21 protein-coding genes are annotated in these 26175 nt (G+C 71.8%); 8 read left to right on the top strand and 13 right to left on the bottom strand.

Going from position 1 to position 26175, the window contains the following annotated elements; translation table 11 throughout:
* Nucleotides 1-56 precede the first annotated feature (56 nt).
* The 4 genes from AWX74_RS04740 to AWX74_RS04755 form a co-directional block, all read right to left on the bottom strand.
* Entirely contained in the window at nucleotides 57-1277 is a 1221-nt protein-coding gene (locus AWX74_RS04740) for an amidohydrolase (protein WP_091272114.1), read from the bottom strand.
* Between the two features lie 74 nt (nucleotides 1278-1351).
* Complete coding sequence (locus AWX74_RS04745; RefSeq protein ID WP_091271863.1) at nucleotides 1352-2500, bottom strand: glutamate--cysteine ligase; 1149 nt, start codon at nucleotides 2498-2500, stop codon at nucleotides 1352-1354.
* Nucleotides 2501-2903: 403 nt separating this feature from the next.
* Complete coding sequence (gene aspS / locus AWX74_RS04750; RefSeq protein WP_091271866.1) at nucleotides 2904-4727, bottom strand: aspartate--tRNA ligase; 1824 nt, start codon at nucleotides 4725-4727, stop codon at nucleotides 2904-2906.
* Nucleotides 4728-4875: 148 nt separating this feature from the next.
* Entirely contained in the window at nucleotides 4876-5256 is a 381-nt protein-coding gene (locus tag AWX74_RS04755; RefSeq protein WP_006543018.1) for a hypothetical protein, read from the bottom strand.
* A 94-nt stretch (nucleotides 5257-5350) separates the two neighbouring features.
* On the opposite strand from AWX74_RS04755, the gene AWX74_RS04760 reads away from it, so the two are divergent.
* Both AWX74_RS04760 and AWX74_RS04765 read left to right on the top strand, forming a co-directional pair.
* Nucleotides 5351-6175 (top strand): purine-nucleoside phosphorylase, encoded by an 825-nt coding sequence (locus AWX74_RS04760; protein ID WP_242666069.1) that lies wholly within the window; start codon nucleotides 5351-5353, stop codon nucleotides 6173-6175.
* A gap of 103 nt (nucleotides 6176-6278) precedes the next feature.
* Entirely contained in the window at nucleotides 6279-8231 is a 1953-nt protein-coding gene (locus tag AWX74_RS04765; protein ID WP_242666081.1) for a phospho-sugar mutase, read from the top strand.
* 459 nt (nucleotides 8232-8690) lie between these two features.
* On the opposite strand, the gene AWX74_RS04770 is transcribed toward AWX74_RS04765, so the two are convergent.
* Together AWX74_RS04770 and deoC are read right to left on the bottom strand one after the other, a co-directional pair.
* Nucleotides 8691-9245 (bottom strand): Uma2 family endonuclease, encoded by a 555-nt coding sequence (locus AWX74_RS04770; protein WP_091271868.1) that lies wholly within the window; start codon nucleotides 9243-9245, stop codon nucleotides 8691-8693.
* A gap of 179 nt (nucleotides 9246-9424) precedes the next feature.
* Nucleotides 9425-10186, bottom strand: a complete 762-nt coding sequence (gene deoC, locus AWX74_RS04775; RefSeq protein ID WP_091272121.1) for a deoxyribose-phosphate aldolase — start codon at nucleotides 10184-10186, stop codon at nucleotides 9425-9427.
* Between the two features lie 50 nt (nucleotides 10187-10236).
* Between deoC and upp the strand changes: the two genes are divergently transcribed.
* Nucleotides 10237-10860 carry a uracil phosphoribosyltransferase gene (gene upp / locus AWX74_RS04780; RefSeq protein ID WP_091271870.1) on the top strand — a complete coding sequence of 208 codons (624 nt, stop codon included), beginning with the start codon at nucleotides 10237-10239 and terminating at the stop codon, nucleotides 10858-10860.
* Nucleotides 10861-10894: 34 nt separating this feature from the next.
* On the opposite strand, the gene AWX74_RS04785 is transcribed toward upp, so the two are convergent.
* Nucleotides 10895-11911: a hypothetical protein gene (locus tag AWX74_RS04785; protein ID WP_091271872.1), complete on the bottom strand. Its 1017-nt coding sequence runs from the start codon at nucleotides 11909-11911 to the stop codon at nucleotides 10895-10897.
* A gap of 396 nt (nucleotides 11912-12307) precedes the next feature.
* Here AWX74_RS04785 and AWX74_RS04790 point away from each other — a divergent pair, with 396 nt between their 5' ends.
* From AWX74_RS04790 to AWX74_RS04800, 3 genes are read left to right on the top strand one after another with little or no spacing between them, the layout of a single operon-like run.
* Nucleotides 12308-13513 carry an LLM class flavin-dependent oxidoreductase gene (locus AWX74_RS04790; protein WP_091271874.1) on the top strand — a complete coding sequence of 402 codons (1206 nt, stop codon included), beginning with the start codon at nucleotides 12308-12310 and terminating at the stop codon, nucleotides 13511-13513.
* A 41-nt stretch (nucleotides 13514-13554) separates the two neighbouring features.
* The gene (locus AWX74_RS04795) at nucleotides 13555-15423 is read left to right on the top strand and encodes an ABC transporter ATP-binding protein (RefSeq protein WP_226931045.1); all 1869 of its coding nucleotides are present in this window, start codon (nucleotides 13555-13557) and stop codon (nucleotides 15421-15423) included.
* Entirely contained in the window at nucleotides 15420-17132 is a 1713-nt protein-coding gene (locus tag AWX74_RS04800) for an ABC transporter ATP-binding protein (RefSeq protein WP_091271878.1), read from the top strand. The genes AWX74_RS04795 and AWX74_RS04800 overlap by 4 nt, the downstream gene beginning before the upstream one ends.
* Before the next feature lie 54 nt (nucleotides 17133-17186).
* Here the strand turns inward: AWX74_RS04800 and AWX74_RS04805 are convergent, their stop codons facing one another.
* From AWX74_RS04805 to AWX74_RS04820, 4 genes are all read right to left on the bottom strand, one after another.
* A complete protein-coding gene (locus AWX74_RS04805) occupies nucleotides 17187-17720 on the bottom strand; it encodes a DUF5313 family protein (RefSeq protein ID WP_091271880.1) in 534 nt (177 codons plus the stop codon).
* Between the two features lie 240 nt (nucleotides 17721-17960).
* Nucleotides 17961-19724: an acetyl/propionyl/methylcrotonyl-CoA carboxylase subunit alpha gene (locus AWX74_RS04810; protein ID WP_091271882.1), complete on the bottom strand. Its 1764-nt coding sequence runs from the start codon at nucleotides 19722-19724 to the stop codon at nucleotides 17961-17963.
* 130 nt (nucleotides 19725-19854) lie between these two features.
* A complete protein-coding gene (locus AWX74_RS04815; protein ID WP_091271885.1) occupies nucleotides 19855-20106 on the bottom strand; it encodes an acyl-CoA carboxylase epsilon subunit in 252 nt (83 codons plus the stop codon).
* A 101-nt stretch (nucleotides 20107-20207) separates the two neighbouring features.
* Nucleotides 20208-21803 carry an acyl-CoA carboxylase subunit beta gene (locus AWX74_RS04820; RefSeq protein WP_091271887.1) on the bottom strand — a complete coding sequence of 532 codons (1596 nt, stop codon included), beginning with the start codon at nucleotides 21801-21803 and terminating at the stop codon, nucleotides 20208-20210.
* Between the two features lie 182 nt (nucleotides 21804-21985).
* Between AWX74_RS04820 and AWX74_RS04825 the strand changes: the two genes are divergently transcribed.
* A complete protein-coding gene (locus AWX74_RS04825) occupies nucleotides 21986-22891 on the top strand; it encodes a biotin--[acetyl-CoA-carboxylase] ligase (protein WP_242666071.1) in 906 nt (301 codons plus the stop codon).
* A 120-nt stretch (nucleotides 22892-23011) separates the two neighbouring features.
* Nucleotides 23012-23521 (top strand): PH domain-containing protein, encoded by a 510-nt coding sequence (locus AWX74_RS04830; protein ID WP_091271891.1) that lies wholly within the window; start codon nucleotides 23012-23014, stop codon nucleotides 23519-23521.
* Nucleotides 23522-23558: 37 nt separating this feature from the next.
* Here the strand turns inward: AWX74_RS04830 and AWX74_RS04835 are convergent, their stop codons facing one another.
* Together AWX74_RS04835 and AWX74_RS04840 are read right to left on the bottom strand one after the other, a co-directional pair.
* Nucleotides 23559-24233, bottom strand: a complete 675-nt coding sequence (locus AWX74_RS04835; RefSeq protein ID WP_091271893.1) for a hypothetical protein — start codon at nucleotides 24231-24233, stop codon at nucleotides 23559-23561.
* A 12-nt stretch (nucleotides 24234-24245) separates the two neighbouring features.
* Complete coding sequence (locus AWX74_RS04840) at nucleotides 24246-25913, bottom strand: hypothetical protein (RefSeq protein ID WP_091271896.1); 1668 nt, start codon at nucleotides 25911-25913, stop codon at nucleotides 24246-24248.
* Between the last annotated feature and the right edge of the window lie 262 nt (nucleotides 25914-26175).

The raw sequence follows: 26175 nt of genomic DNA on the forward strand, positions 1-26175 counted from the left end.
GCACCAGCGGGCTACCGGCGCCGGCCCGGGCCCGTCGTGGCGGGCCCGGGAGCCGCTCAGGTGAGGGGTTCCTCCATGCTCGCCGGGTCGGTGTAGCGGTCGAGCAGCTCGCACGCCGCGGTGGAGAGAAATCGCACACCGACGCCGATGGCCTGTTCGTCCACGTCGAAGCTGCCCTGGTGCAGGTCGTAGGTGGGGCCACCGGGGGTGCGGGTGCCGAGCCGGGCGAGGGCACCGGGCACATGGGTGAGATACCAGCCGAAGTCCTCACCGCCCAGCGACTGGGCGACCGACGTCGCCGCCTCGTGCCCGAACACCGCGTCGACGACCGCGCCGAACGCGTCGACGACGGCGGCGTTGTTGACCACCGGGGGAACGCCACGGACGTAGTCGATGGCGATCTGCGCCCCGTACGGCGCGACGATCTGCTCGGCGAGCCGCTCGAGCAGCTCCGGGGTCTCCTCCCAGGTCTCGCGGGACAGCGTGCGGATCGTCCCCCGCAGCTTGCCGGTGCGCGGGATGGCGTTGGTGACCGTGCCGGCCTGCACCAGGCCCCAGACCAGCGACAGCGCTGAGCGGGGATCGACCCGCCGGGAGAGCGCGGCGGGCAGGTCGACGGCGAGCCGGGCCAGCGTGTAGACCAGATCCACCGTGTTCTGCGGGCGTGACGTGTGGCCGCCCGGCCCGGCCAGCGTGATCTCCACCGCGTCCGCGGCCGAGGTGATCGGGCCGGAGCGCAGCCCGATCATCCCCGCGTCGAGCGCCGGGTCGCAGTGCATCGTGATCGCGGCGGTCACCGGCTTGAGGGCGCCGGCGTCGATCACGTCCAGCGCGCCCCCGGGCATGGTCTCCTCCGCCGGCTGGAACAGCAGGCGGACGGTGCCGGGCAGCGGGTGCGCCCGGGCGTAGGCGGCGAGGGCGAGGCCGGCGCCGAGGGTGACCGTCGTGTGGACGTCGTGGCCGCACGCGTGCGCGATGCCGGGCACCGTCGACCGGTACGGGACGTCCTTGACGTCGGGCAGGGGCAGCGCGTCCAGGTCGGCCCGCAGCATCACGACCGGGGCGTCGGCGTCCACCCCCGGGCCGATGTCGCACCACAGGCCTGGCACGTCGGGGAAGCGCTGCGGGCTCAGCCCGGCGGCGAGCAGGCGTTCCTCGACAACGCGGGTCGTGCGGTGCTCCTGCCGGCCGAGCTCGGGGTGTGCGTGCAGATCACGGCGCAGCTGGATCAGGTCGTTCTCGTGCTCCGCCAGCCAGACCGCCGCGGCGGGCGCCATCGCCGCGGCGGTCCTGTGTGTCATGTCCGATGTCATCTACCGGGCCCAGGCCCTCCGCCGAATTCGTCGGCCAGCTACCCGGGGGTCACTGGCCGCCCCATGTTCATCTCGGCGAGCAGCGTATCGACCACGGCGGTAAGGTCTCCGCCGGCCCGCCGGGCCGCGGTCTCCTGCCGGGCGTGGCTGGCACCATCCGCCAGGATTCGGTGGACGCTGCCGAGCTCCTCGGCGCAGCCGAGCCGGCGGGCGACCGGGAGAAGGTCGTCGACGAGGTCCTCGATCTCGGTGCGCACCGGGCGGACCCCGCCGTGGTCATCCACGACGATCTCAGCGTCGAGCCCGTAGCGGGCGGCCCGCCACTTGTTCTCCTGAACCACCCAGCGGTGCGGCGCCGGCAGTGTGTAACCACGGTCGAGCTGGGTGTTCATCCGGTCGACGAGGCACTGGGCCAGGGCCGCGACCGCCCCGATCTCCATCAGGGTCGGCAGGCCGTCGCAGATGCGCAGCTCCACCGTGCCGAAGTTCGGGTGTGGGCGGATATCCCACCACACCTCACGGATCGTCTCGATCGTCCCGGACGTGACCAGGGTTTCCATGAACTGCTCGAAGGCGGCCCAGTCGTGCAGCGGATACGGCAGCCCGGCGGTCGGCAGGCTCTCGAAGATCTGGGAGCGTGATGACGCGAGCCCGGTGTGCGTGCCCTTCCAGTACGGCGACGACGCCGACAGGGCGAGAAAATGCGGAATGTACGACATCAGGGCGTTCACGATCGGCATCGCCTTCGCCGGCGAGCGGACACCCACGTGTACGTGCACCCCGAAGATGAGGAGCCGGCGGGCCAGCCACTGCATCTGCGCCACCAGCCGGCTGTAGCGGTCGTCGGTGGTTATGCGCTGCGTCGTGTAGTCGCTGAAGGGATGAGTTCCGGAGCACATCAGGCCGAGGCCGCGCCGTTCCGCCAGGTCACGCAGCGGGTCGACGGTTCCACTCAGGTCCGCGAGCGCCTCCGGGACGGATCCGCACACCCCGGTGATCACTTCGATCGTGGACTCGAAGAGTTCGTGCTTGGCCTTCGCCGCCGCTTCCTCGCCGACCTTCCCGCGCAGGTCCTCGAGGATCTCGGTCGCGCCGCAACGCAGATGGCGGCTCTGCAGGTCGACGAGTTCCAGCTCCCACTCGATTCCCAGGCTAGAACTCGGCGACGAAACGAAGGGAATGTGCACCGCGGCTCCTCCGGGTGAGCGGGCACGCCGGTGGGCGAACCCGGAACTCGGGCAGCGAGCTCTCCGGGCTGGTTACCCAGACCGCGCGGCCGTATCCCCGCCGACGACGGCGGAAGGGACCACTTTGTTGGCCCCCGCCGGACCGTGCGCACGCCAGTTCCCGGATCAGCTCCAACTCGGAGTCATATTAAGGTCACATTTCGTGCTTTGCATAGAAGGAATTTCGGACCCATCGCCTTTTTTGCGTCACGACATGATGAGACGTCCGAGGTCGTGGCCGTGGTGCGGGCGAGCGACCGTGACAAGAAAGGGGGTGCGAAGGGGGTGCGGAGGGGAAGGGTGAGGGGTGCGCGGCTGCCGCGCACCCGCGGGTGCGCGGCAGCGTCAGGAGGCCGCGGCAGCGTCAGGAGGCCGCGGCGGGGCGCGGCGAGGGCGCGGCCTGCGGCACGGTCGCGGGCACGACCACCCGGATGCCGAGCTCCCGTAGCTGCCGCTCGTCGACGGTGGTCGGCGCGCCCGTCATCGGGTCCAGCCCGGACTGGGTCTTCGGGAAGGCGATGACCTCGCGGATGTTGTCCTCGCCCGCGAGGATCGCGACGAGGCGGTCGATACCGAACGCGAAACCACCGTGCGGCGGCGCGCCGTACCCGAACGGGGTCAGGAAGAAGCCGAACCGCTGCCGCGCCTCGTCGGGTGAGATGCCGAGCAGGCCGAAGATCCGCTGCTGCAACTCGCTCTCGTGGATCCGGATCGACCCCGAACCCAGCTCCCACCCGTTCAGGACCAGGTCGTAGGCAAGGCTGCGGACGGCCAGCGGATCCGACTCCATCTTCTCGACGTCGCTGGGATGCGGCCGGGTGAACGGGTGATGCCCGGGCTTCGGCCGCCCGGTGGTGGCGTCCACGCCGACGAACAGCGGGAAGTCCACGACCCAGACGAAGCGCAGCTCACCCTCGCCCGCGGGCGGGCGCCCCAGGTCGTTGCGCAGCTGGCCCAGCACCTCGCAGGCCGTCTCCCACTCGTCCGCGACGAGCAGGAGCAGGTCGCCTTCCTGGGCCTGCGTCGCGGTGACGATCGCGGCGAGCTCCTCGGCGGAGAGGAACTTGGCGACCGGGGACTCCAGCGCGCCGGCGGCGGCGACCCGCATCCACACCAGGCCCTTGGCACCCAGCTTCTTGGCACGGTCGGTCAGCGTGTCGAGCGCCTTGCGGTTGTGGGTGGCCGACCCACCGGGCACCCGGATGCCCTTGATCGCGGGAGCACCCGCGAAGGCCTTGAAACCACTGTTCCCGAAGATCGCGGTGAGCTCGACGAGCTCCATCCCGAAACGCAGGTCCGGCTTGTCGACACCGAACCGGTTCATGGCGTCGTGCCAGGTCAGCCGCTCGATCGGGGGCATCGCCCGCCCGGAGCCCGCGACGGCGGCCCCGGCCGCGGCCAGCACGGCCGAGGAGACCACACCCAGGACATCGTCCACGTCGACGAAGCTCATCTCCAGGTCGAGCTGGGTGAACTCGTACTGGCGGTCGGCGCGCAGGTCCTCGTCCCGCAGGCAGCGGGCGAGCTGGAAGTACCGGTCCATCCCGCCGACCATCAGCAGCTGCTTGAACAGCTGGGGCGACTGCGGCAGGGCGTAGAAGCTGCCCGGGAACTGCCGGGACGGAACCACGAACTCGCGGGCGCCCTCCGGCGTCGACGGCATCAGCAGCGGCGTCTCCACCTCGACGAAACCGCTGTCGGCGAACGCGGAGCGCAGGGCGCCGAGCACGGCCGAGCGGGTGCGCAGGTTGCGCTGCATCCGCTCGCGGCGCAGGTCGAGGTAGCGGTAGGCGAGCCGGGTGCCCTCCTCGACGGAGTCGGCCCGCTCGTCGAGCGGGAACGGCGGCGGCGTCGCGGTGGAGAGCACCTCGACCGAACAGTCCGTCAGCTCGACGTCACCCGTCGCCAGGCCCGGGTTGGCGGTGCCCTCGGGCCGGACGGAGACGGTGCCGGTGATCCGCAGGACGTACTCGGAGCGGGCGTCGACCGAGCCGTCGACGACGCACTGCAGCAGCCCGGAATGGTCCCGCAGGTCGACGAACATCAGCGACTGGCCGTGCTGGCGCCGGTGGGCGACCCACCCGCACACCGTGACCCGCTGGCCGGCATTGTCCAGCCGCAGATCGCCGCACAGGTGGGTACGCATCGCCGTGCTGTGCGTTCCGGGCGTGCTGGAGGCTGTCGACATTGCCATCCGTCCTGTATCACTGCGTGCCGCTGTCATTGGGTGCCGCTGTCACGACACCACGAATCAGAGGAATCCTGTATCTCGAGATACGTGATGCCTGCCGGCGACCCTATCGGAAGGACGCCCGTTGATCGGCCGCGCGGCAGCCTCAGCGGCGCAGGGCCCGGATGAAACGCGCCGCCTCGGCGCGCATCCGGTTCGGGATTCGCAGGATCTGACGCCCGCTGGGCGTTGTGAGCTCCACCACGATCACCTCGCCGTGGCGCAGGCCGCGGGAGGCCGACACATCGCGCCGGTCGAGCGAGACGTCGAACCAGTCACCTTCGCGGGGGAACGGCGCGACCACGAGAAGCCGCCGCGTCGTCAGCAGAATCCAGCGCGACATTCCGAGCCGATGCCCCATGAAACGCTCGGCCTTCGCGACGACACGCCCGCCACCTGCAGGATCGGTCATCCGGCCACGGAGCACGACCTCGATGAACTCGCCCTCTTCCAGAGGGACCCGCGGGGGCTTGCGAACAGCGGACACGAGCGCCACCCCTCCAGTGTGCTCCGCGTACGCCGCGTCGTGGCGTGTAGTGGGCCACCCCGGTGTGGTCGGAGCGTGCCCGTACAGTCGCCTGGTGGCGGAACGTGGCAGCATCGGCGGGCAACCAGGGGCGGAGGCCGAGGCCTCGGCCGCCCGGCTGGCCGGTGTCACCGGGGTGGATCGGCATGACGTGGCAATCGTGCTGGGGTCGGGCTGGCGACCCGCCGCCGACGTCCTGGCGCGCGCCGGTGGGGACGTCATCGACATTCCCTTCTCCGACCTGGGCGGCTTTCCGGTGTCGGAGGTGTCCGGGCACACGCCGAAGGTCCGCTCCATCCAGGTCGGCGGAAAGTGGCTGCTGGTCTTCCTCGGCCGGGTGCACCCCTACGAGGGCCATGACCTCACCCGGGTCGTGCACACCGTCCGCACCGCGTGTGCCGCGGGTGCCCGCACCGTGATCCTGACGAACGCGGCCGGCGGGCTGCGGTCGGACATGTACGTCGGCCAGCCGGTGCTGATCGCCGACCATCTCAACCTGACCGGCCGCTCCCCGCTGGTAGGCCCGCTGTTCACCGACCTCACCGACGCCTATTCGCCGCGGCTGCGCTCACTCGCGCGCACCATCGAGCCCGGCCTGGCCGAAGGTGTCTACGCCGCGCTGCCCGGCCCCCACTACGAGACACCGGCGGAGATCCGCATGCTGCGCGGCCTCGGTGCCGACCTTGTCGGAATGTCCACGGTGCACGAGACGATCGCCGCGCGTGCCCTCGGGCTGGAGGTGCTGGCGCTGTCCCTGGTGTCGAACCTGGCCGCGGGGATGACCGGCACGCCGCTGAGCCACACCGAGGTGCTTGCCGCGGGTGCCGCCGCGGCCGAGCGGATGGGCTCGATCCTCGCGAAGATCGTCCCGTCGCTGTGACGCCCCGCTGCTGCGACGTCCCCTGCCGTGGCGTTGTGAAAGTGCGTTGAACCGCGAGCCGCACGGACCACCCGGCCCGCCCGACGTGCCCGGCCCGCCCGACGTGCCCGGCCCGCCCGACGCGCCGGGCCTGCCCGGACCGCTGGCGGCGCAGGTCGACTCCTGGCTGCGCGGCGACCCGGACCCGGATGACCGGGCCGAACTTGCCCGGCTGATCGCCGCGGGGGACGTCGAAACGGTTGCCGGCTGCTTCGCCGGCCCGCTGGCCTTCGGCACCGCCGGGCTGCGCGGGCCGCTGCGGCCCGGGCCCGCCGGTATGAACACCGCCGTGGTGCGCCGGACCACGGCCGGCCTCGCGCAGTGGCTGCGCGGCCGGGCCGGCGGGGCGGACCCGACGGTGGTCATCGGCTACGACGCGCGCCGGCGGAGCGACCGGTTCGCGCTCGACGCCGCGCGGGTGCTGGCCGGTGCCGGGGCGCGGGCGCTGCTGCTGTCGGCGCCCACGCCCACACCCGTGGTGGCCTTCGCGGTCCGCCACCTCGCCGCCGATGCCGGAATCGTCATCACGGCCAGCCACAATCCGGCCGCCGACAACGGCTACAAGGTGTATCTGGCCGGTTTCGGCGCAGGTGCGCGCAGCGGGGGATCCGCCGACGGGGGACCTGCCGGCAGGGGAACCGGCGCCGAGGACCCCGGGCATGGCGCCCAGCTCGTCACACCAGCCGACGCCGAGATCGAACACGCGATCGCGGCTGCCGGGCCGGCGGTGGACATCCCTCTCGCCGACCACTGGCACAGCCTGGACGACTCGATCGTCGCCGCGTACGTCGAGGGCGCGGTGACCGCGGTCGGCGAGGTCGGCGCCGGTCCGGCTGGTGCTGCTGCCGGCCCGGCCGGTCCGGCCGATGCTGCCGGCGCTGCTGGAACGACCCACGGCGCTGGTGCGGCCCGGAACGCCGGTGCGTCGGATGCGGTGGGCGGCCCGCCGCCGCTGTGCGTCGCCTACACGCCGCTGCACGGGGTCGGGGCGGACGTGGTCGACGCGGTGTTCCGCCGGGCCGGTCTGGCTGCCCCCGTCGCCGTCGCCGACCAGCGGGAACCCGATCCGGCCTTCCCGACGGTGCCGTTCCCGAATCCGGAGGAGCCCGGCGCCCTGGACGCGGTCCTCACGCTCGGTGAGCGTCTGGGAGCCGACCTGGTGCTGGCGAACGACCCGGACGCCGATCGCTGCGCCGTCGCGGTCGGCCGCCGTATCCTCACCGGCGACGAGGTCGGCCTGCTGCTCGCCGAGCAGGTGCTGCGGGAGCGGCCTGGACCGGTGGCCACCACCATCGTCAGCTCATCGGCGCTGCGGGAGCTGGCGCGCCGGTACGGGGTGCCCTGCGTGGAGACACTGACCGGCTTCAAGTGGATCATGCGGGCGGATCCGCGCCTGGTGTTCGGCTACGAGGAGGCCCTGGGCTACGCCGTCGCGCCCGACCTGGTCCGGGACAAGGACGGCATCACCGCCGCCCTCGCCCTGGCACACGCCGCGCTCCGCGCGAAGCGCGCCGGCCGGACGCTGCTTGACGTCCTGGACGACCTGTGCCGCCAGGTGGGCGTCTTCGCCACCGGTCAGGTCTCCGCCCGCTTCACCGACCTCGCCGCGATCGACGCGGTGATGGGCGCCCTGCGTGCGTCGCCGCCGTCGCACCTGGGCGGCCAGGCGGTCAGCGCGGTACGCGACCTCCTCGCCGGACCTGCCGGGCCTGCCGGAGGTTCCGGGTCCGCCGGAGGTGCCGGAGGTGCCGAGCCGGACGGTGAAAGCCTGCCGGCCGCCGACGTTCTGATCTTTCATCTGGCCGGCGCCGCCCGCGTCGTCGCCCGCCCGAGCGGGACGGAACCCAAGCTCAAGCTCTATCTGCAGACCGTGGTGGGCCCGGCGGACGTCGCGGCCATGGGGCTGCCCGCCGCCCGACGGCGGGCAGAGTCCGGACTCGCGGCGCTGCGCGACGACATCCAGGCACTGCTGCGGTGCCAGCCGCACGGGCGTTCGTTCTACGAGCCCTTGGGCTGACATTGCTTCCAACGAAGACCTGAGGATCGTGGTCGCTGGGACAACCAAAATCCTCTGATCTTCCGAGCTGCCGGTAGCAGAACCGCGAGAAGCGGCCGATCCGGGGCCGCCTACATCGGCCTGCCAGTCCGTGTCGGCCACCTCTCTGCCACCCCGCCATCCCGCCACCCGCCATTCGCCGAGGATCCGGCACTGCCCCGCAGCACCAGCAATTCACCCCAAGAGGAACAAAAGGCACTTGGCGGGCCGCAAGAAAGAAGGACTTTGGTCGTCAGGACGACCAAAGTCCTTCACTCCTCGGACTCGCCACACCGGGCCACCGCGCTCCCGCACCGGGCCACCTGCACTCAGGGATCCAGGCGCGTTCGTGGAGTGCGAACGCCCTCCAACCGAACGCCCTTGGCGTGGGAGCCCGACCTTCGGGGCTTTCCGCCGGTAGTCAGCTCCACGGAGACGACGTCAGAGCCGGGTCAGGTCGACCCTGACCGGGAACGGTGCGACGGCGTCGATGACGCCCGTGAAGACCTCACCGGCGCGGTAGGTCCGACTCGCCGGGTCGAGGACGTGGGTGCAGACGACGGGGACTCCGGCGGGCGGCTGCTCGACCCGCCAGTAGTAGGAGATGCCGGCCTTCGCGTACTGCTCGGCCTTGACGATCCGGTCGGTCGTCTCCGAGCCGGGCGAGACGACCTCGACGACGAGCAGGATGTGCTCGGGGCGGGCCGGCATGATGTCGATCGTGTCGGCGCGGTAGACGGTGACATCGGGGCGCCGGTTCGTCAGCGGCGCGTCCTGGAGCCGGACGTCGAAGTCGAAGTCGGCGTTCCAGCCCGGCCCGGCCGCGGCTTCCAGGGCGACGGCGAGAATCTTGATCAGCCGATTGTGGCGTTTGGACGCGCTGGGGCTCACGACGATCATCCCGTCCACGATCTCGATGCCCGCGCACTGCTCCGGGGACCAGGCGTCGTACTGGTCGGCAGTGATCTGCTGGTGCATCCAGGCAGGGGCGATCATCTCGGCGGTGATAGCGCACCTCCTCGCGATGGCTGGCGGGCGTGAACCTCCGGACCAGCGTAACGCCCGAGCCGGCTGTCGCCGGCGGGGTTGCGGCCGGCCGGCCTGGCATCCGGATCAGACCGGCCTGACGCCGGGATCACCGGGATACCGGGATACCGGCCAGCCGGCTGGTCAGCTCAGACCGGGATGTCGGCCAGAATGTCCTTGGTCGCCGAGAGCCCGAGGCGGGTGGCCCCGGCATCGAGGAACGCCAGAGCCTGTGGCGCGGTGCGGATGCCTCCGGACGCCTTCACGCCCAGCCGGCCGCCGACCGCCGCCACCATCGCCCGGACTGCGCGCAGCGACGCGCCGCCGGCGGGGTGGAAGCCGGTCGAGGTCTTCACGTACTCCGCCCCGCCGCTCTCGGCGGCCCGGCAGGCGGCCGCGATGCACTCGTCGGGCAGCAATGCGGTCTCCAGGATCACCTTGAGGATCACATGCGGCGGCACCGACAGCCGCACCTCGGTGATCTCGGTCTCGATGGCGCGCCAGTTCTCATCCATGGCGTTCGCGATGTCGATGACCATGTCGATCTCGGTGGCCCCGTCGGCGACCGCGCGGCGGGCCTCCTCGGCCTTGATCACCGTGAGGCCCGTGCCGTGCGGGAAGCCCACAACGGAGGCCACCGCGAACGAGGGCTCGTCGTCCTTGCCCGCCTGTCGTGCGCTCGCTGCGGCCAGGTACACGTGGGTCGGCGCGACGCAGACAGTGCCGACACCGAGCTTCGCCGCGTCCGTGCACAGGTTGACGATCTCCTCGCCGGTCGTCTCCGGGCGTAGCAGCGTGTGATCGATGATCTTCGCCAGGTCGGCGCGGCGAAGGGCGGCCGGAGGTGTGGCGGTGTCGTCGCCCGACGCGGGACGATCCGGAACGGTGGGGTCCGTCGGCATACCTGGCATCATCGCTCATCGAAAAACCGGACCCAAAAGTCTCCCGGCAGGAGCCAACCGTGCAGGTACAGGTCGTCGACCATCCGCTGGCAGCCGCGGCACTCACCGTGATGCGCGACGAGCGGACGGCGCGTCCCCAGTTTCGCGCCGCTCTGCACGACCTGGCGATGATGCTGGTCTACGAGGCCGCTCGCGGCCTGCCGACCATGCCCGTCTCGGTGACCACGCCGCTGACCACCACCACCGGTGTGGTGCTCGCCGCTGAGCCGGTGGTCGCCCCGGTGCTGCGGGCCGGCCTGGGCATGCTGCCGGCCGCGCTCACGGTCATGCCGGACGCCCGCACGGCCTTCATCGGGCTCGCCCGGGACGAGGCGACGTTCGAGCCCAGGGTCTACCTGGAGTCGGTGCCCGCCGACCTGGCCGGGCGGCCGGTCTTCATGCTCGACCCGATGCTGGCGACGGGTGGATCGGCGCTGCACGCGCTGCGGCTGCTCACGGCTCGGGGTGCCACCGGCATCGTGGTGGTCTCGGCCGTCACCGCGCCCGAAGGTCTCACCGCGCTCGAAAAGAGTGGTCTCGACGTCCGCGTCGTCACGGCCGCGGTGGACGAGAGCCTGAACGACGTCGCGTATATCGTGCCCGGCCTCGGCGACGCCGGCGACCGCCTCTACGGCGCCGTCTGACCGGTGCGGCGATCTGGCCGCGCCCCCGGCCGCCTCATCCGAATCCGAGGGGGACGAGCACGGAGGAAGCGTCGGTGCTTCCAGCGGTCGTGTCGCTGTCGACAACAAGGCTGACCGCGGTGTCAGGCACCAGGTCGGACACGTCGCTCTCGGCGACCATGCCGAACGTGACGTTCTGGTCGGCGACGAAACTCAGGTCGGTGAACTCATACCTGTCCTTATGGGTCAACGGCCGCAGTGTCATATCGCATTTGTCTGCCGTTCCGTTTACCAGCTCGGCGGCGGAGGTGTGGAACCGGTCCGTGAACGGATGCGCGCAGTCGCCATCCGCCCCGGTGGCGAGACTCTTCGGGACGGCTATGAAACTGCCGAAGTAGTCGCCCGCGATCGGGATCGGTACTGATCGGTCCTGCTGCAGGTTATGCACCTCGATCAGGAAAGCCAGTTTGTGAAAGCCTGGCCTGGTGCTTTCCGTCCCGTCGGTCAGGTTATGCACCATGACAGCCCGTGCCTCGTACGCGAAGCCCTCCTCGGTGAACCGCACCCACTGCGCGCCGGCAAGGCGCCGGACCAGGGCTGCCTGAAGCTCCTTGTCCTGGAGGTCACCGGACAACGGGCCGGTGCGCTCCGGAAACGTCGACGACGGGCCGAGTGTCGCGGGTCCGGTGAGCGCGGCGGCTTCCCGAGCCGTCGGGCTCACCGGCGGAGGTGACTCTCCGCCCGAGCCGCGGACCGAGACGGCCGTCACCACGGCGGCGACGACCAGGGCGACGAAAACACATCCCGCGATCACCGTGCGCCGGGGTAGCCGAGTGCGGGCCTGCCCGTGTGCGCAGGCGACAAGTCGATCGACGCCGTACAGCTCGACCAGCCTGGACAAGCCGGGTGGTGGCCCTTCGGCCAGCATCGCGCGCAGTGATTCGGTGCCTGCGGCCCGGTCGTCGCGAAGCTGGGCGAGGACGGTGCGCCCCTGCCAGCTGTCTGCCAGCGCGGCGGAGAGATCTCGCCATGTTTGTTGATCGTCAAGGGTCAGCTGCCGATCGTGTGTCACTGCCTTGATCGTCCCCTGTCGCGCGACGTCGAGTCATGTTTCGGGTGGCAACAGTAGCGCTCGCCCCACCTTCGGGTGACCTTTCGATCGCCTGTGGTGATGGTGCGGGCCGCGCTCCGGTGGCGGGGTGTGAGCATCTGCCGCGCCTTCGGTGTCTCGGCTGTCGGGTTTCCGGGTCGCGCGGTCGATGTGGCGCGCATCCGGTACCGCCTGCCTGGGTGTACCAGGTCTGTAACTGATTGTTCTTGTGTTGACAAGCCCGTTCCGTTCCGTATTAAGTTCACTTAGTCGATCGACATAGAGGGTGATGGTTGGGGGGTTGCGGGGGTTGCCTCGATCAGCACTTCTTCATCACAGCGCAGTCAACCGGTCACCCGTGCGGAGAAAGGTGCCACCATGCCGGTCGAGTTCATCGGCCTGATCGCCACCCGTCCCGGCTCCGAGGCGAGCAGCCTCACTCCCGGACCGGTCGTGGACCGCGACTACACCCGGCGGTTCGCCGTCGCCCACGAGGACGCCGGCTTCGACCGCGTGCTCATCGGCTACAGCAGCGGCTCGGTCGACAACCTGCAGGTCGCTGCCTACGCTGCGGCGCACACCGAGCGGCTCGGCTACCTGGTCGCGCATCGGCCCGGTGTCGTGTTCCCCACCGTCGCCGCGCGGTACTTCGCCTCGCTCGACCACTTCTCCGCCGGCCGGGTGGCGATCCACATCATCACCGGCGGCAGCGACGCCGAGCAGCGGCGCGACGGCGACTACCTGAGCAAGGACGAGCGCTACGCGCGCACCGACGAGTACCTGGAGATCGTCCGCCGGACCTGGACCGCGACCGAGCCCTTCTCCCACCGCGGGCGTTACTACCAGCTCGAGGACCAGCTGGCCGGAGTGCTTCCGGTGCAGCAGCCGCATCCGCCGATCTACTTCGGCGGCTCGTCCGAGGCGGCCTACCGGGTCGGCGGCCGGCACGCGGACGTCTTCGCGCTGTGGGGGGAGCCGCTCGCCGAAACCGCCCAGCAGATCGCGGCTGTCAACGCCGCCGCCGCTGCCGCCGGCCGCGACACGCCGCCTCGCATCAGCGTGTCGTTCCGGCCGATCCTCGGCGCGACCGAGGAGCTGGCCTGGGAGCGGGCCCACCAGATCCTTGCCTCGACCAGGGCGAACGTCGGGAAGGCAGCCCGGTACTTCAAGGAGTTCCGCGGCTTCACCGGCAACCGCGACGCGCCCCAGAACGTCGGCTCGCAACGGCTGCTCGCCGCCGCGGCCAAGGGTGAGCTGCACGACCGGGCGCTGTGGACGCCACTGGCCGCCGCGGTCGGCGGCGGCGGGAACTCCACGGCCCTGGTCGGCACGCCGGAGACGGTGGCCGCGGCCCTGCTCGACTACGTCGACATCGGCGTCACGACGCTGCTGATCCGCGGCTACGACCCGTTGGACGACGCGATCGACTACGGTCGCCACCTGCTGCCGCTGGTGCGCGCGGAGGTGGCCCGGCGTGACCGCGGCGAGGCGGCCCAGCGGGACGACGTCGCACCGGTACCGGCCGCGCTGGCTGCCGCCGCCACATCCGCCGGGGGCGGGACGCCGGACACCACCGAGCTGTGACCAGGCGAGCTTCGGCCGCACGAGCTTGGGCCGCACGAGCCTTGGCCGCGCGGGCGGCGCGTGGCGGGCCGGGGCTGCCGCTGATCGTCGCGGCGGTGGGCCGCCACCGGCGGCTGCTGGCCGCCGGGATCGGTGCCGGCCTGGTCTGGACGGGCACGAAGCTCGCCGCGCCCCCGCTCGTCACGTGGACCATTGACGCCGGGGTGCTCGGTGGTGACACGAGCCAACTGTGGCTCGGGGTGATGCTGTTCGGCGGGCTGGCGGTGGTCGGCGCAGGCTTCGCCGGGCTGCGTCGCTACTACGGACAGTGCCTGGCCTTCGTGGTGGAGGCCGACCTGCGCGACCGCCTGCTGGCCCAGGTGGTACGGCTGCCGGCGGCCTTCCATGATCGGCATCCCGGCGGGGTCCTGGTCGCCCGGGCGACGACCGACCTGCAGCAGGCTCAGCAGCCCGTGATCAATATCGCGATCATGGTCTCGAACCTGGTGATGCTCGTCGGTGCCGCGGTCCTGCTGGCCTCGATCGATCCGGTGCTGGCGGCGATCGCCCTGGCGCCGGCGGTCGCGGTGTTCGCGGTCGCCGTCCGGTTCACCCGGCGGCTGGGGCCACGTGCGCTGGACCTGCAGACCCGGCTTGGCCGGCTCGCCAGCACCGTGGACGAATCGATCGCCGGCGTGCGGACCACGAAGGGCCTGGGCACCGAGAACGACGAACGTCGCCGCATCCACGAGCGGGCCGGTGAGGTGCAGCGGGCGGCGCTGCGGCTGAACACGGTGCGCGCCACCTATCAGCCCCTGATCGAGCTGCTGCCCGCGTTCGGGCTGGTCGGCGTGCTGTGGATCGGCGGGCTGCGGGTCGCGCATGGGTCCCTGACGGTCGGCGAACTGGTCCAGTTCAGCTACTTCGGGCTGGTGATTGTCGGTCCGCTGCGGATAGCCGGGATGACCGCGTCCCAGCTCAAGCGCGCGGTGGTCTCGGCCGGCCTGGTGGCCGCGGTCCTCGACGAGCGGCAGGAAGCGTCGCCGCGGCGGCCGTCGCCGTCGCCGTCGCCGATGCCGATGCCGATGCCGACGATCAGACTGGCCGGGGGCGGCCCCACCCACTCGACCGCACGGGTGGCGGGAGGGCTGGAGATCCGCTTCGAGGGCGTGACGTTCGGCTACGGCCCGGGGCGTCCCGTCCTGCGGGATCTCGACCTGGTGGTGCGGGCCGGCGAGTGCGTCGCCGTGGTCGGGGCGACGGGCAGCGGCAAGACCACGCTCGGGGCCTTGGTGCCGCGGTTCTACGAGGTCGACGCCGGCCGGATCCTCGTCGGCGGGCGTGATGCCCGGCAGTGGCCCCTCGCCGAACTACGCGCCCAGCTCGGCGTCGGCTTCGAGGACGCCTTCCTGTTCAGCGGGACGGTCCGCGACAACCTCCGCTTCGGTGCGCCCGAGGCCGACGACACGCGGCTGCGGGTCGCCGTCCGGCTGGCCGGTGCACAGGATGTGGTGGCAGGACGTCCCGGCGGCTACGACGCGGCCGTCGGTGAACGCGGTCTCGACCTGTCCGGTGGCCAGCGCCAGCGGCTGTCACTGGCTCGCGCGCTGGTCGCGGACCCGCCGGTGCTTCTGCTGGACTCGCCGACCAGCGCGGTGGACCCGGCGAAGGAAGCCGAGATCGTCGCATCCCTGGCGACGGTGATCCAGGGCCGCACGACGCTGCTCGTCGCACACCAGCCCGCATTGATCGCCCTCGCCGACCAGGTCGTGCTGCTCGACGGCGGCCGGGTGGCGGACCTCGGTACCCATGACGACCTGCTCACCCGATCTCCGCGCTACCGCCGGGTGCTGGCCGCGCACCCCGGCGGCGCGCTCCCTGGGGACACGCACCCTGACGGCGTGGATCGCGCCGTCTCGGTGACGCCATGACGTCCACCGCGGGCGCCGGTCTCGCGGTGCGGACCCTGGCGGTGCTGCGGCCGCGCTGGGCGGCGGTCGCGCTGGCCGCGCTGCTGCTCGTCGCGACCACGGCCACGTCGCTGGCGGGTCCGTGGATCCTGCGCTACGCCGTCGACGACGGGCTGGTCGGCGACCATCCCGACACCGGCGTGGTCACCCGCGCCGGCCTGCTCTACCTGGGCTTGGCGGTCGCCGGCCTGACGCTGACCCGCGTGCAGGTCAGGCTGGTGGGCTGGATCGGCGAATGGTTCGTGCGCGAGCTGCGCAGCCGGGCCGCCGACCATGTGCTGGCGATGTCGGTGCGTTACTTCGACCGCACACCGGCCGGGGTGCTGGTGTCGCGCCTGACCGCCGACATCGACGCACTGCAGGACGTCGTCCAGCTCGGCATCGTGCCGTTCGCGCAGGCGGTGCTCACGCTCACCTTCCTGGCCGTCGTGCTGGTGGCCCTGTCATGGCAGCTGGCACTGGTCTGCCTGCTGCCCGCGGCCGCGCTGGTCGCGGCGACGGTGTGGTTCCGCCGTGCCTCCCGCGCGGCGTTCGCCACGGTCCGCGACCGCGTCGCCGACACGGTGGCCGCGCTGACCGAGCGGCTCGCCGGCCTGCGGGTCGTACGGGCGTTCCGCCAGGAGGCCGGCACGACCGAGCTGTTGCTGGCACGCAGCCGGAGGCAGCTTGACGCCAACGTCACCGCGGTGCGCGTCCAGTCCTTCTACCTCGCCGCCATGGAGTTCGCCACCGTGGGCAGCATCGCCGCGGTGCTGGCCGCCGGCGGCGCGCTGGCCGCGCGGGACGCGGTGACCGTCGGCACCCTCAGCGCGTTCGTGCTCTACCTGCTGCTCGCCTTCGAGCCGGTGCAGTCGCTGAGCTTCCTGGTCACCGTGCTGGAGTCGGCGGCCGCCGCGCTGCGCAAGATCTACGCACTGCTCGACGAGCCGGTGGACGTCCCGGAGGGCTCACAGGAGCTGGCGCGCACCGGCCCGCTCACCGCCGAGGGGGTGGGCTTCCGCTACGGCGACGGCAAGCCGGACGTCCTGCGGGGGGTGGACCTGACACTGCGGCCCGGGGAGCGGGTGGCACTTGTCGGGCCGACCGGTGCCGGTAAGTCGACCCTCGCGAAGCTGATGGCCCGGCTGTTCGACCCCACGGCCGGCCGGGTCAGCTACGCCGGGGTGGACGTCCGGGAGGCGACCTGGCCGGCGCTGCGCTCGCGGGTCGTGATGGTCGCCCAGGACGGCCAGCTCACCGCCGGCACCCTCGCGCACAACCTGCGTGCGGTGCGGCCCGGTGCGACCGACGACGAGCTGGCCGCGGCGCTGGCGGCGGTCGGTGCCGGCAACTGGCTGGCCGGCCTTCCCGACGGCCTGGCCACGCCGGTGGGGGAGGGCGGCTCGCTGCTGTCCGCCGGTGAGCGGCAGCTGGTCGCGCTGGCCAGGGTCTGCCTGCTCGACGCGGATGTCGTCGTGCTCGACGAGGCGACCTCCGGCCTGGACCCGGGCACGGAGAGGCTGGTGGAGGCGGCTCTTGTCGCGGCGACGGCCGGCCGGGCCGTGCTCGTGGTGGCACATCGCACGTCAACGGTGCGCGGTGCGGACCGGGTCGTCGCCGTCAACGCCGGCGGCGTGACCGACCTCGGCGCCCCGCGCGACACCGCCCGTCAGTACCTCGACCAGTACTGACGCCTTTTCCATCTCACGTTTGTCGGGCGCTGTCGCGGCAGGTCGGAGCGCCCATCACTCCGTGGGAGGAAAGATGGGAGGGAAACCATGCTGCTCCAGCCTCCGGTTGCGAAAGTAGCCGCTGGTGGCGAGACCCAGCCCGATGCCGGAGAGCAGCAGGAACACGACGATGGTGATCCGGACGCTGAGCTGGCCGGGCAGCAGGGCGAACACCACCGCGAAGGGGAGCATGAGGACGAAGGGCCGCAGCGCCTGGCGTAGCCGCCACCCCGACCCGGTGAGGTCGTGCGAGACCCAGTCGTTGTACCGCGGCGGGAGCGTGCCGCCGAGCAGGTAGTGCATTCTGCCGCCGAGCGGCGGGCTTTCCCGCGGCCGGATGCCGCCGCCCGCAGGAGTCTCCTGCCCGGTGGCCGCAGCCGCAGCCGAGCCGGCCGCCGAGCCTGAGGTCGAGTCGGCGTCGATTACCGGTGAGTCGGTCGAGGCCGCGGCTGAGGTCGAGGTCGAGTCAGCCTCGGCCGGAACCGCCTCGGCTGGAACCGCCTGGGCGGGTTCCGCGTCGGTATCGGGATGCTGGGCCTGACCGTCCATTGCTAGAGCCTACGGACGCCAGGACCGCCCCAGCGCGGCGTGCCGTCCACGAATCGGCGGGTGTCGCGTGCCGTTCGCCATCTCCTGCCACCAGGCCCGCCCACGCCGCCAGGCCCGCCCACGCCTCCTGCCGCCAGGCTCGCCCGTGTCCGCGCGCACCTGCGCGGCGCCCCGCAACGGCAGCGGCGGCGCTCCCGTCCGTGGTGGAGGAAACGCCGCCGCAGGTGCCCGTCGGACGAATCAGTCCTTGATCTCGCAGAGAACGGCGCCACTGGTCACGACAGCCCCGACCGCTGCCGTGAGCCCGCCGACGGTTCCCGCGCGGTGGGCGTTGATGGGCTGCTCCATCTTCATCGCCTCGAGCACGACGATCAGATCGCCGGCCTCGACGGTGTCACCGTCGCTGACCGCGACCTTGACGATGGTGCCCTGCATCGGGCTCGTCAGGGCATCGCCGGTGACCTTGGAGGCAGCCTTGCCAGCGGACCGGCGCTTCGGCGCGGCACCCGCCGCGGCCGCGCCACCGCCACCGCCCGCGCCGAAACCGGCGGGCAGCACGACCTCGAGACGCTTGCCGCCGACCTCGACGACCACGGTCTCCCGCGGATCGGTGGCGGTGTCCGCATCGGTGCCACCGGTGAAGGGCGGGATCGTGTTGTCGAACTCGGTCTCGATCCAGCGGTTGTGCACCCGGAACGGCTCGTCCGCGGCTTCCGGGGCGAACGCCAGGTCACGGACCACCGCGCGGTGGAACGGCAGCGCGGTGGCCATGCCGTCGACGACCATCTCGTCGAGGGCGCGGCGGGCGCGCTCCAGGGCCTCCTGCCGGCTCGCGCCGGTGATGATGAGCTTGGCGAGCAGGGAGTCGAACGCCCCGCCGATCACGCTGCCGCTCTCGACACCGGTGTCCAGCCGCACACCGGGGCCGGCCGGGGCGGTGAACGTGGTGACGGTGCCCGGGGCCGGGAGGAAGTTGCGGCCGGGGTCCTCGCCGTTGATGCGGAACTCGATCGAGTGCCCACGCGGGGTGGGGTCGACCGGGTCGAGAGCCTCGCCCTCGGCGATGCGGAACTGGGCGCGGACCAGGTCGACGCCGGAGGTCTCCTCCGTCACCGGGTGCTCGACCTGGAGGCGCGTGTTGACCTCCAGGAAGCTGATCATCCCGTCCTTGGCGACGAGGAACTCCACGGTGCCCGCGCCGACGTAGCCGGCCTCGCGCACGATTTTCTTGGACGCCTCGTAGAGCTCGGTGTTCTGGGCCTCGGTGAGGAACGGCGCGGGCGCCTCCTCGACGAGCTTCTGGTAGCGGCGCTGCAGCGAGCAGTCGCGGGTGCCGACGACGACGACGTTGCCGTGGGTGTCGGCGAGCACCTGCGTCTCGACATGGCGCGGCTGGTCCAGGTAGCGCTCGACGAAGCATTCGCCGCGGCCGAAGGCGGCGACCGCCTCGCGCACGGCGCTCTCGAACAGCTCGGGCAGTTCCTCGGCGGTCCATGCGACCTTGAGACCGCGGCCACCACCGCCGAACGCCGCCTTGATGGCGACGGGCAGGCCGTGCTCGTTCGCGAAGGCGACGACCTCGTCCACACCGGCCACCGGATCGGCGGTGCCCGGGGCGAGCGGGGCGCCGACGGCGAGTGCGATGTGCCGGGCGGCGGTCTTGTCACCGAGCCGGCGGATGGCCTCCGGCGGCGGGCCGATCCAGGTCAGACCCGCGGAGATCACGGCCTCGGCGAAATCCGCGTTCTCGGAGAGGAAACCGTAGCCGGGGTGCACCGCGTCCGCGCCGGAGCTGGCGCAGGCCTGCAGAATCTTGTCGATTCTCAGGTACGAGTCACCGGGGGTCGACCCACCCAGCGCGTAGGCCTCGTCGGCGACCCGAACATGCATGGCATCAATGTCGGGCTCCGCATACACGGCGACGCTGGAATAACCCGCGTCGCGGCAGGCCCGCGCCACCCGGACGGCAATTTCGCCCCGGTTGGCGATGAGGATCTTACGCACATTCCTCCCGTCTCGTCCGGCCTGAGTCTAGGCGAGTCGGGCCGTACCGTGTTCCTTCTTTGCCGGCAGCGGTGAAACAAATTAGCCCACCGCCGGTCCGCGCGCCGGTTGTTCTCACATAACCGATTTGTCAACTACCTGCCGGGAAGCGCTGGCCGGCCGTGCGGGCCGACCGGCTCCATGCTCCCGGGCCGGCGGTCAGCCTGCCACGCATGGCCAGCGCCGGGTCGGCCCAGGTGGATCTGGCCCGAACCACCGGCGGGCCCGACGCGGCCCGCGCGGCCAGCACGGCCACGAGCGCCGCGATCTCCTCCGGCGAGGCGTCGCCGCGGACCAGCCGCAGGTGCGCCCGGCCCGCAGGCTCTTCGGGTCTGTCTGCCACCGGCCGCCCTCCTCGGTACTTCGTCCGTGGTCCCGCTTCGGTCCCGCGCTGTCTGCCTCGCTGCTGCGCATGCCTCCCGGCCCCCGCGGACCGGACGGCCGCTACAGCGGAATGTTGCCGTGCTTCTTCGGCGGCAGCGTCGCGCGCTTGGTGCGCAGCAGGCGCAGTGCCCGGATGACCTCGCGTCGCGTGACCGAGGGCTGGATGACCGCGTCGAGGTAGCCGCGCTCCGCCGCGATGTACGGCGTCGCGAAGTGCTCGTTGTAGTCATCGATCAGTTCGGCCCGGCGCTCGTCGGGTGCCTCCGAGCCCGCGAGCTCGCGGCGGTAGATGATGTTCACGGCGCCGCGGGCGCCCATGACCGCGATCTCCGCGGTCGGCCAGGCGAGGTTGATGTCGGCGCGCAGGTGCTTGGAACCCATGACGTCGTACGCGCCGCCGTAGGCCTTCCGGGTGATGACGGTGACCTTGGGAACCGTCGCCTCCGCATAGGCGTAGATGAGCTTGGCGCCGCGCCGGATAATGCCGTTCCATTCCTGCGAGGTACCCGGCAGGAATCCGGGGACGTCCACGAACGTCAGTACCGGGATGTTGAACGCGTCGCAGGTACGCACGAAGCGTGCGGCCTTCTCGCTGGCGTCGATGTCCAGGGTGCCGGCGAACTGCATCGGCTGGTTGGCGACGACACCGACCGAGCGGCCGTCGATCCGACCGAAGCCGACAATCATGTTCGGTGCGAACTGGGCGTGGACCTCGAGGAAGTCCTCCTCGTCCAGAACCCGCTCGATCACGTGGTGCATGTCGTACGGGGTGTTCGGCGAGTCCGGAATGAAGGTGTCGAGCTCGGTGTCCACCTCCGCCTCGACATCGGCCACCTCGGCGTAGGCGGGCACCTCGTCCATGTTGTTCGAGGGCAGGTAGGACAGCAGCGCCCGGGCCAGCTCCAGGCAGTCGTTCTCGTCGGCGGCCTGGAAATGGGCGACGCCGCTGCGCGAGTTGTGCGTGTGCGCTCCGCCCAGCTCCTCCATGCCGACGTCCTCACCGGTGACCTCTTTGATCACGTCGGGGCCGGTGATGAACATGTGGCTGGTCTGGTCGACCATCAGGGTGAAGTCGGTGATCGCGGGCGAGTACACCGCGCCCCCGGCGCACGGCCCCATGATCAGTGAAAGCTGCGGGACGACACCCGAGGCCATCACGTTGCGGTAGAAGATCTCGCCGTACAGGCCGAGCGAGACGACGCCCTCCTGGATGCGCGCGCCGCCGGAGTCGTTGATCCCGACGACCGGCACCCCGGTCCGCAGCGCGAGGTCCATGATCTTGACGATCTTCTCGCCGAAGACCTCGCCCAGGCTCCCGCCGAAGACGGTGAAGTCCTGGCTGAACACGCAGACCTGGCGGCCGTCCACCGTCCCGTAGCCGGTCACGACGCCGTCGCCGTACGGGCGGTTGCGGTCCAGCCCGAAGTCGTGCGACCGGTGCCGGGCGAAGGCATCCGTCTCGACGAAGGAACCCGGGTCGAGGAACGCCTCGATCCGCTCCCGCGCCGTCATCTTGCCCTTGGCGTGCTGCGCGTCCACCGACCGCTGCGAACCGGCATGGACAGCCTCTTCGGTCACGGCCTGCAATCGAGCAAGCCGGCCGGCGGTGCTGTGCGGTTCGGGCGTGGGTTCGTGCGCGGAAGCCGGGAGAGCCATAGAGCGAAGCGTACGGCGGGCGGTGGCCCACGCGCTCGATTGATGTGGAGACCGTCTCACTTGGCCTCTGGGAAGGTAGTCCCGTGCCCGCTGTGCCGATCGACTCAGATGGACGACCAACACCCTCGTTTGATCCCTCCTCCGGAGCCTGCGCCGCAGGTCGCGGGCCTGATGACGGGCTTGTGACCGCTTCCGCGCCCGGGCGCCAGCCGGAGCTCGCGGGGCTGCGCCGCCCGCTGGGCGCCGGGGCGCTCGCGCCGCCGCTCGCGCGGCTCGGCGTCGTCCTGGCCGTGGTCGACGAGATCGACTCGACGAACGCGGAGCTCGTCCGCCTCGCCCGCGGGGTCCGGGGCTCGACGGGGCTGCCGGTGCGGACGGACCGAGGAGCCGCAGTGATCCCGCCAGGCGGCGTCCCGGCCAGCGACCCGGTCGGTGAGCTGGCCAGTGATCCGGTGGTCGTCCTCGTCGCCGAGCGGCAGAGCGCCGGGCGGGGGCGCATGGACCGGTCGTGGCAGTCTGCGGTCGGCGCCGGGCTCATGGTGTCCGTGCTCGTCCGCCCGTCCGTCGCCACCCGCTGGCTGGGCTGGCTGCCGCTGGTCGTCGGCACGTCACTGGTGCGGACTCTGCGCTCGTACGCGCGGCTGCCGGCGGTGCTCAAATGGCCGAACGACCTGCAGGTGGACGGCGAGAAGCTCGGCGGGATCCTGGTGGAGCTCGCACCCGGCCCCGGGGTCCCCCCGGCGGCCGTCATCGGCTTCGGGCTGAACGTGACCGCGCTGGCCGACGAGCTGCCGGAACGCTCGACCAGCCTGCTGCTGCGGGATGTCGAGCCGGCCCTGCTGGACCGCGGGCGGCTCCTCACCGCGCTCCTCACCGACCTGGTCGGCACGATCTCCCGGTGGGAGCAGGCGCCCGACGAGGCCCGCGGTGAGTACCGGGAGGTCTGCACGACCCTTGGCCGCCTCGTGCGGGTCGAGCTTCCCGACGGGACGTCCGTCCGGGGGACGGCCACCGACGTGGACGAGTTCGGCCGGCTTGTGGTCGACGGTCGCGCGTTCAGCGCCGCCGACGTGATCCATCTGCGTTGACCGGGCGCCGCGCGAAGTTGACCGGGGACCGCGCGAAGTTGACTGGGCGCTGCGCGAAGTTGCCCGGGTGCTGAGCGAGCACTGCTGGGACAGGCCTGTCCGGGATGCGAAGATCTGGCGGTGGCGTTTCCGGACGACGTTCTGACCGACGACGAAGAGGTGGTTCTCCACCTGCATCCGCACTGGGGCAGCCTGGTGGTGCCCGTGCTCTCCGTCGTCACCGCGCTCGCGCTGATGACCCTCGGGGTCTTCTTCGTGCCTGACAACTTCGCGAGGGAGGCGCTCCAGTACCTCGTCCTGGCACTGGGGCTGGCCGCCATCGGGTACTTCGGCGTGGCGCCCTGGCTGCGCTGGATCACGACGCACTTCGTGTTCACCACCGAGCGGCTGATCATCCGCGAGGGCGTCGTGAACCACACCGGCCGCGACATCCCGCTCGTCTGGCTCAGCAACGTCTCCTGGGACCAGTCGTTGCCCGACCGGCTGGTGGGCGCCGGAACACTGTCGATCGAGAGCGCCGGCCAGCGAGGGCCGATCATCCTCACCCACGTCCCGCGGGTCGAGGAGGTGTACGCCACGTTGCGCGAGCTCGCCGACGCGGCCGATCTCCGCCGCCGTTCCGGCGGCTGAACGTTCCGGCGGCTGAAGGAGTCGCCGGGGAAGGACGTCAGAGCGGGTCGAACGTGCGCCACCAGGTGATCAGGCCGGTCGGGTCGTCGGCCGCGGCGATGAAGCCGACCCGCTCGCGGTCGATCGTCCAGTAGGCGGTGAAGCGGCCCGCCGCGGCCTCACAGACGAACGTTCCCGACCGCCGGGACGGCAGCAGGTAGGCCTCGCTGCTCGTCTGGCCCGCCTCACAGGAACCGACATCCACGGTCGCGGTGGACCGCCGGGCCGCGTCGGCGGCCATCGCGGGGCTGTCGGCGTAGCCGAGCACGATCACCTCCGCGGGTGGTCGGCCGCTCCCGGCGATGCCGGGAACGCAGCGCAGTGCCGCCACGACGCCGGTTGCCGCGCTGCTGGTCGGGCCTCGGGCGGCCGACGAGTTGGTCACCTCCGCCGTGGCCGACACGCAGTCGGTCAGCTCGAAGGAGGAGAGCCTGGCGGCGAGTTCGCGTTCGGCCTCGTTCAGCGCCCCGTCATCGTCAGGCCCCGGGTTCCCGGTTGCCGCCGGCGACGCCGCCGGGCTCGGTGCGGCACCTGACGGCGTGGATTGCCCGGTCGCGGGGTCGGACGACCCGCTGTCGAGGGCGGCCAGTGCGATCAGCACACCCGCGCAGGCCAGGGCCGCGACGGCCAGGACTGCTGGGACCAGCGTGCGGATCGACGTCACTCGGGCCACAGCTGCCTCCCGTCAGCGGCGGATGGGATCGAATCTGTGCCACCACGTGACCAGGCGTGCGGGGTCCAGATCCGAGGCGGAGAAGGCAACCAGTGAACGGTCGACGCTCCAGAACGTGACGAAGCGGTCGGCGTACTTGTAACAGAGGCGTGCCCCGCCGCCCGGTTCCTGCGGAGAGGTCCATTCCTCGACGCTTTCCTGGCCTTCGTCGCAGTTGCCGGCGTCGGCGTAGTAGGTCGCGCGCGCACCGATCTGGCGGTCGAGGGCGGACGGGTCCGGGAAGTGGTACGCGAGGACTTCGACACCCTCGGCGCCGACGCACTGCAGCGTGGCGTCGGCGTAGGCGCTGTCGCTGCTGGCCGGGGCCGCGCAACTGGTCATCGTGACCGGGTTGAGCAGCGAGCGCAGGGCCTCCTCGGGGCTTGCGGCCGTGGACGCCGGGTTCTGCTGGGTGCCGGCACCGGCGGAGCTGTTCGGGGCGGGCGCGGCCAGATCGTTCGCAGGTGCCGTGGCCGCGGGGGTCGTCTCGGCGCTGTCGTCGGACCGCGTGGTAACGACGATGCCGATCGTGGCCACGATCACGACGACCGCGGCCAGCGCGCCGATCACGGCCAGGGTGCGGCCCCGGCGTGTCGGCGGCTCGGGCGCGTCGCCCGCGCCCAGGCCCGGCCCGGGCAGCTGTGAGGATCGCCCGGGCATGTCGCCAGCGGGGCCACCGCGATTCCAGCCTCCATCACCCCAGTTGCCACCGCCCCAGCCGCTACCGTCCGACCCGGTCGGGCCGTCAAGGCCGAGACCACCAAGAGGGCCACCAGGCGTGGTGATCCTGGGTGGGATCGGCGGGTTCAGGCCGCCACCCGTGGGTGTGGGCGTGGCCGGATACCTCGACGGCGTCGGCCAGGCCGGCCCGCCGGTGACCTGTTCAGGGGCTTCCTGCGACGGACGTCGCACGGTGAACGACTCGCCGGGTGGCGGGGGCAGTGGATGCGGCCCGGTCAGCGGTGGCGGTGCCGTGCCGCCGTGCCGCTGCGGCTGGGGTCCCTGCGGCGACTGGGGCGGCTGGGCTGGCTGAGCTGGTTGGGGCGGCTGCGCGGGGCCGCTTCGCCAGGCCTGCCACGGCGGGGTGCCGAAGGTGCCGTCGGCCGGTCCCGACGGACCGGTCACGGTGAACTGATCCGTGTCGTCCGGCGGGCTGACCGGCTGCGGAGGCTGGGCCGGCCGGTGGGCCGCCGGTGCCGGTCCCGGCGGGGCCAACCGGTAGGTGGCGTCCTCGTCGGGCAGCACAGCCGCCACCTCCGGCCCGGGCGTGTCGAAACGCGGCGCGGGCGGGAGAGGTAGCGGTAGCGGGCTGATCGGTGGGGGAGCGGGCGTCGGGGCCGTCGGCTGCGCGTACAGCCCCGGGAGGCCGCCTGACGCGGCGGGCCCACCCGGATGTGTTCCGGGAAGCAGGAAACCGCCGGCACCCAGGTCGGAAGGCCGCAGGACCTGGGTGCTGCCCGCCTCGTCCGCGTCGTCATCCGTTACGTCGTCGTCCGGCGTCGGGACCGGCTCATGGCCAACCGGCTGCTCGCTGTCTGACCACTGGCTGTCCGAGCGCGGGCCACCCGGCTGCGGCGGGCCGTACGGGGCAGGCGGCTCGAAGGCGGGCGACGCGCCATCGCCGGGGCTCTGGCTGGGCACGATTCCTCCTGGGAGGGGATCTGGCCGGAAGTGGTGAAGCCGGGACGGACAGTGACGCCGGGTGTGCCGGCGACGTCGGATGTGGGACGAACGGCGCTTCCCGCCCGGGGTAACCGGGATACGGGATATCTGCCGACGACGGTGTGCGTAGTCAGCCTAGGCGCACATGCTCCACCGACTGTCAGGTATCGGCGTGAATCGTGGGTTGTTGATGCGACGGCGGGTGCGGAAACCGGCCGCGACCGTGTGGGCGGAGGGCGTC

This window comes from Parafrankia irregularis (assembly GCF_001536285.1).
In the GTDB taxonomy this organism is placed as follows: Bacteria; Actinomycetota; Actinomycetes; order Frankiales; family Frankiaceae; genus Parafrankia; species Parafrankia irregularis.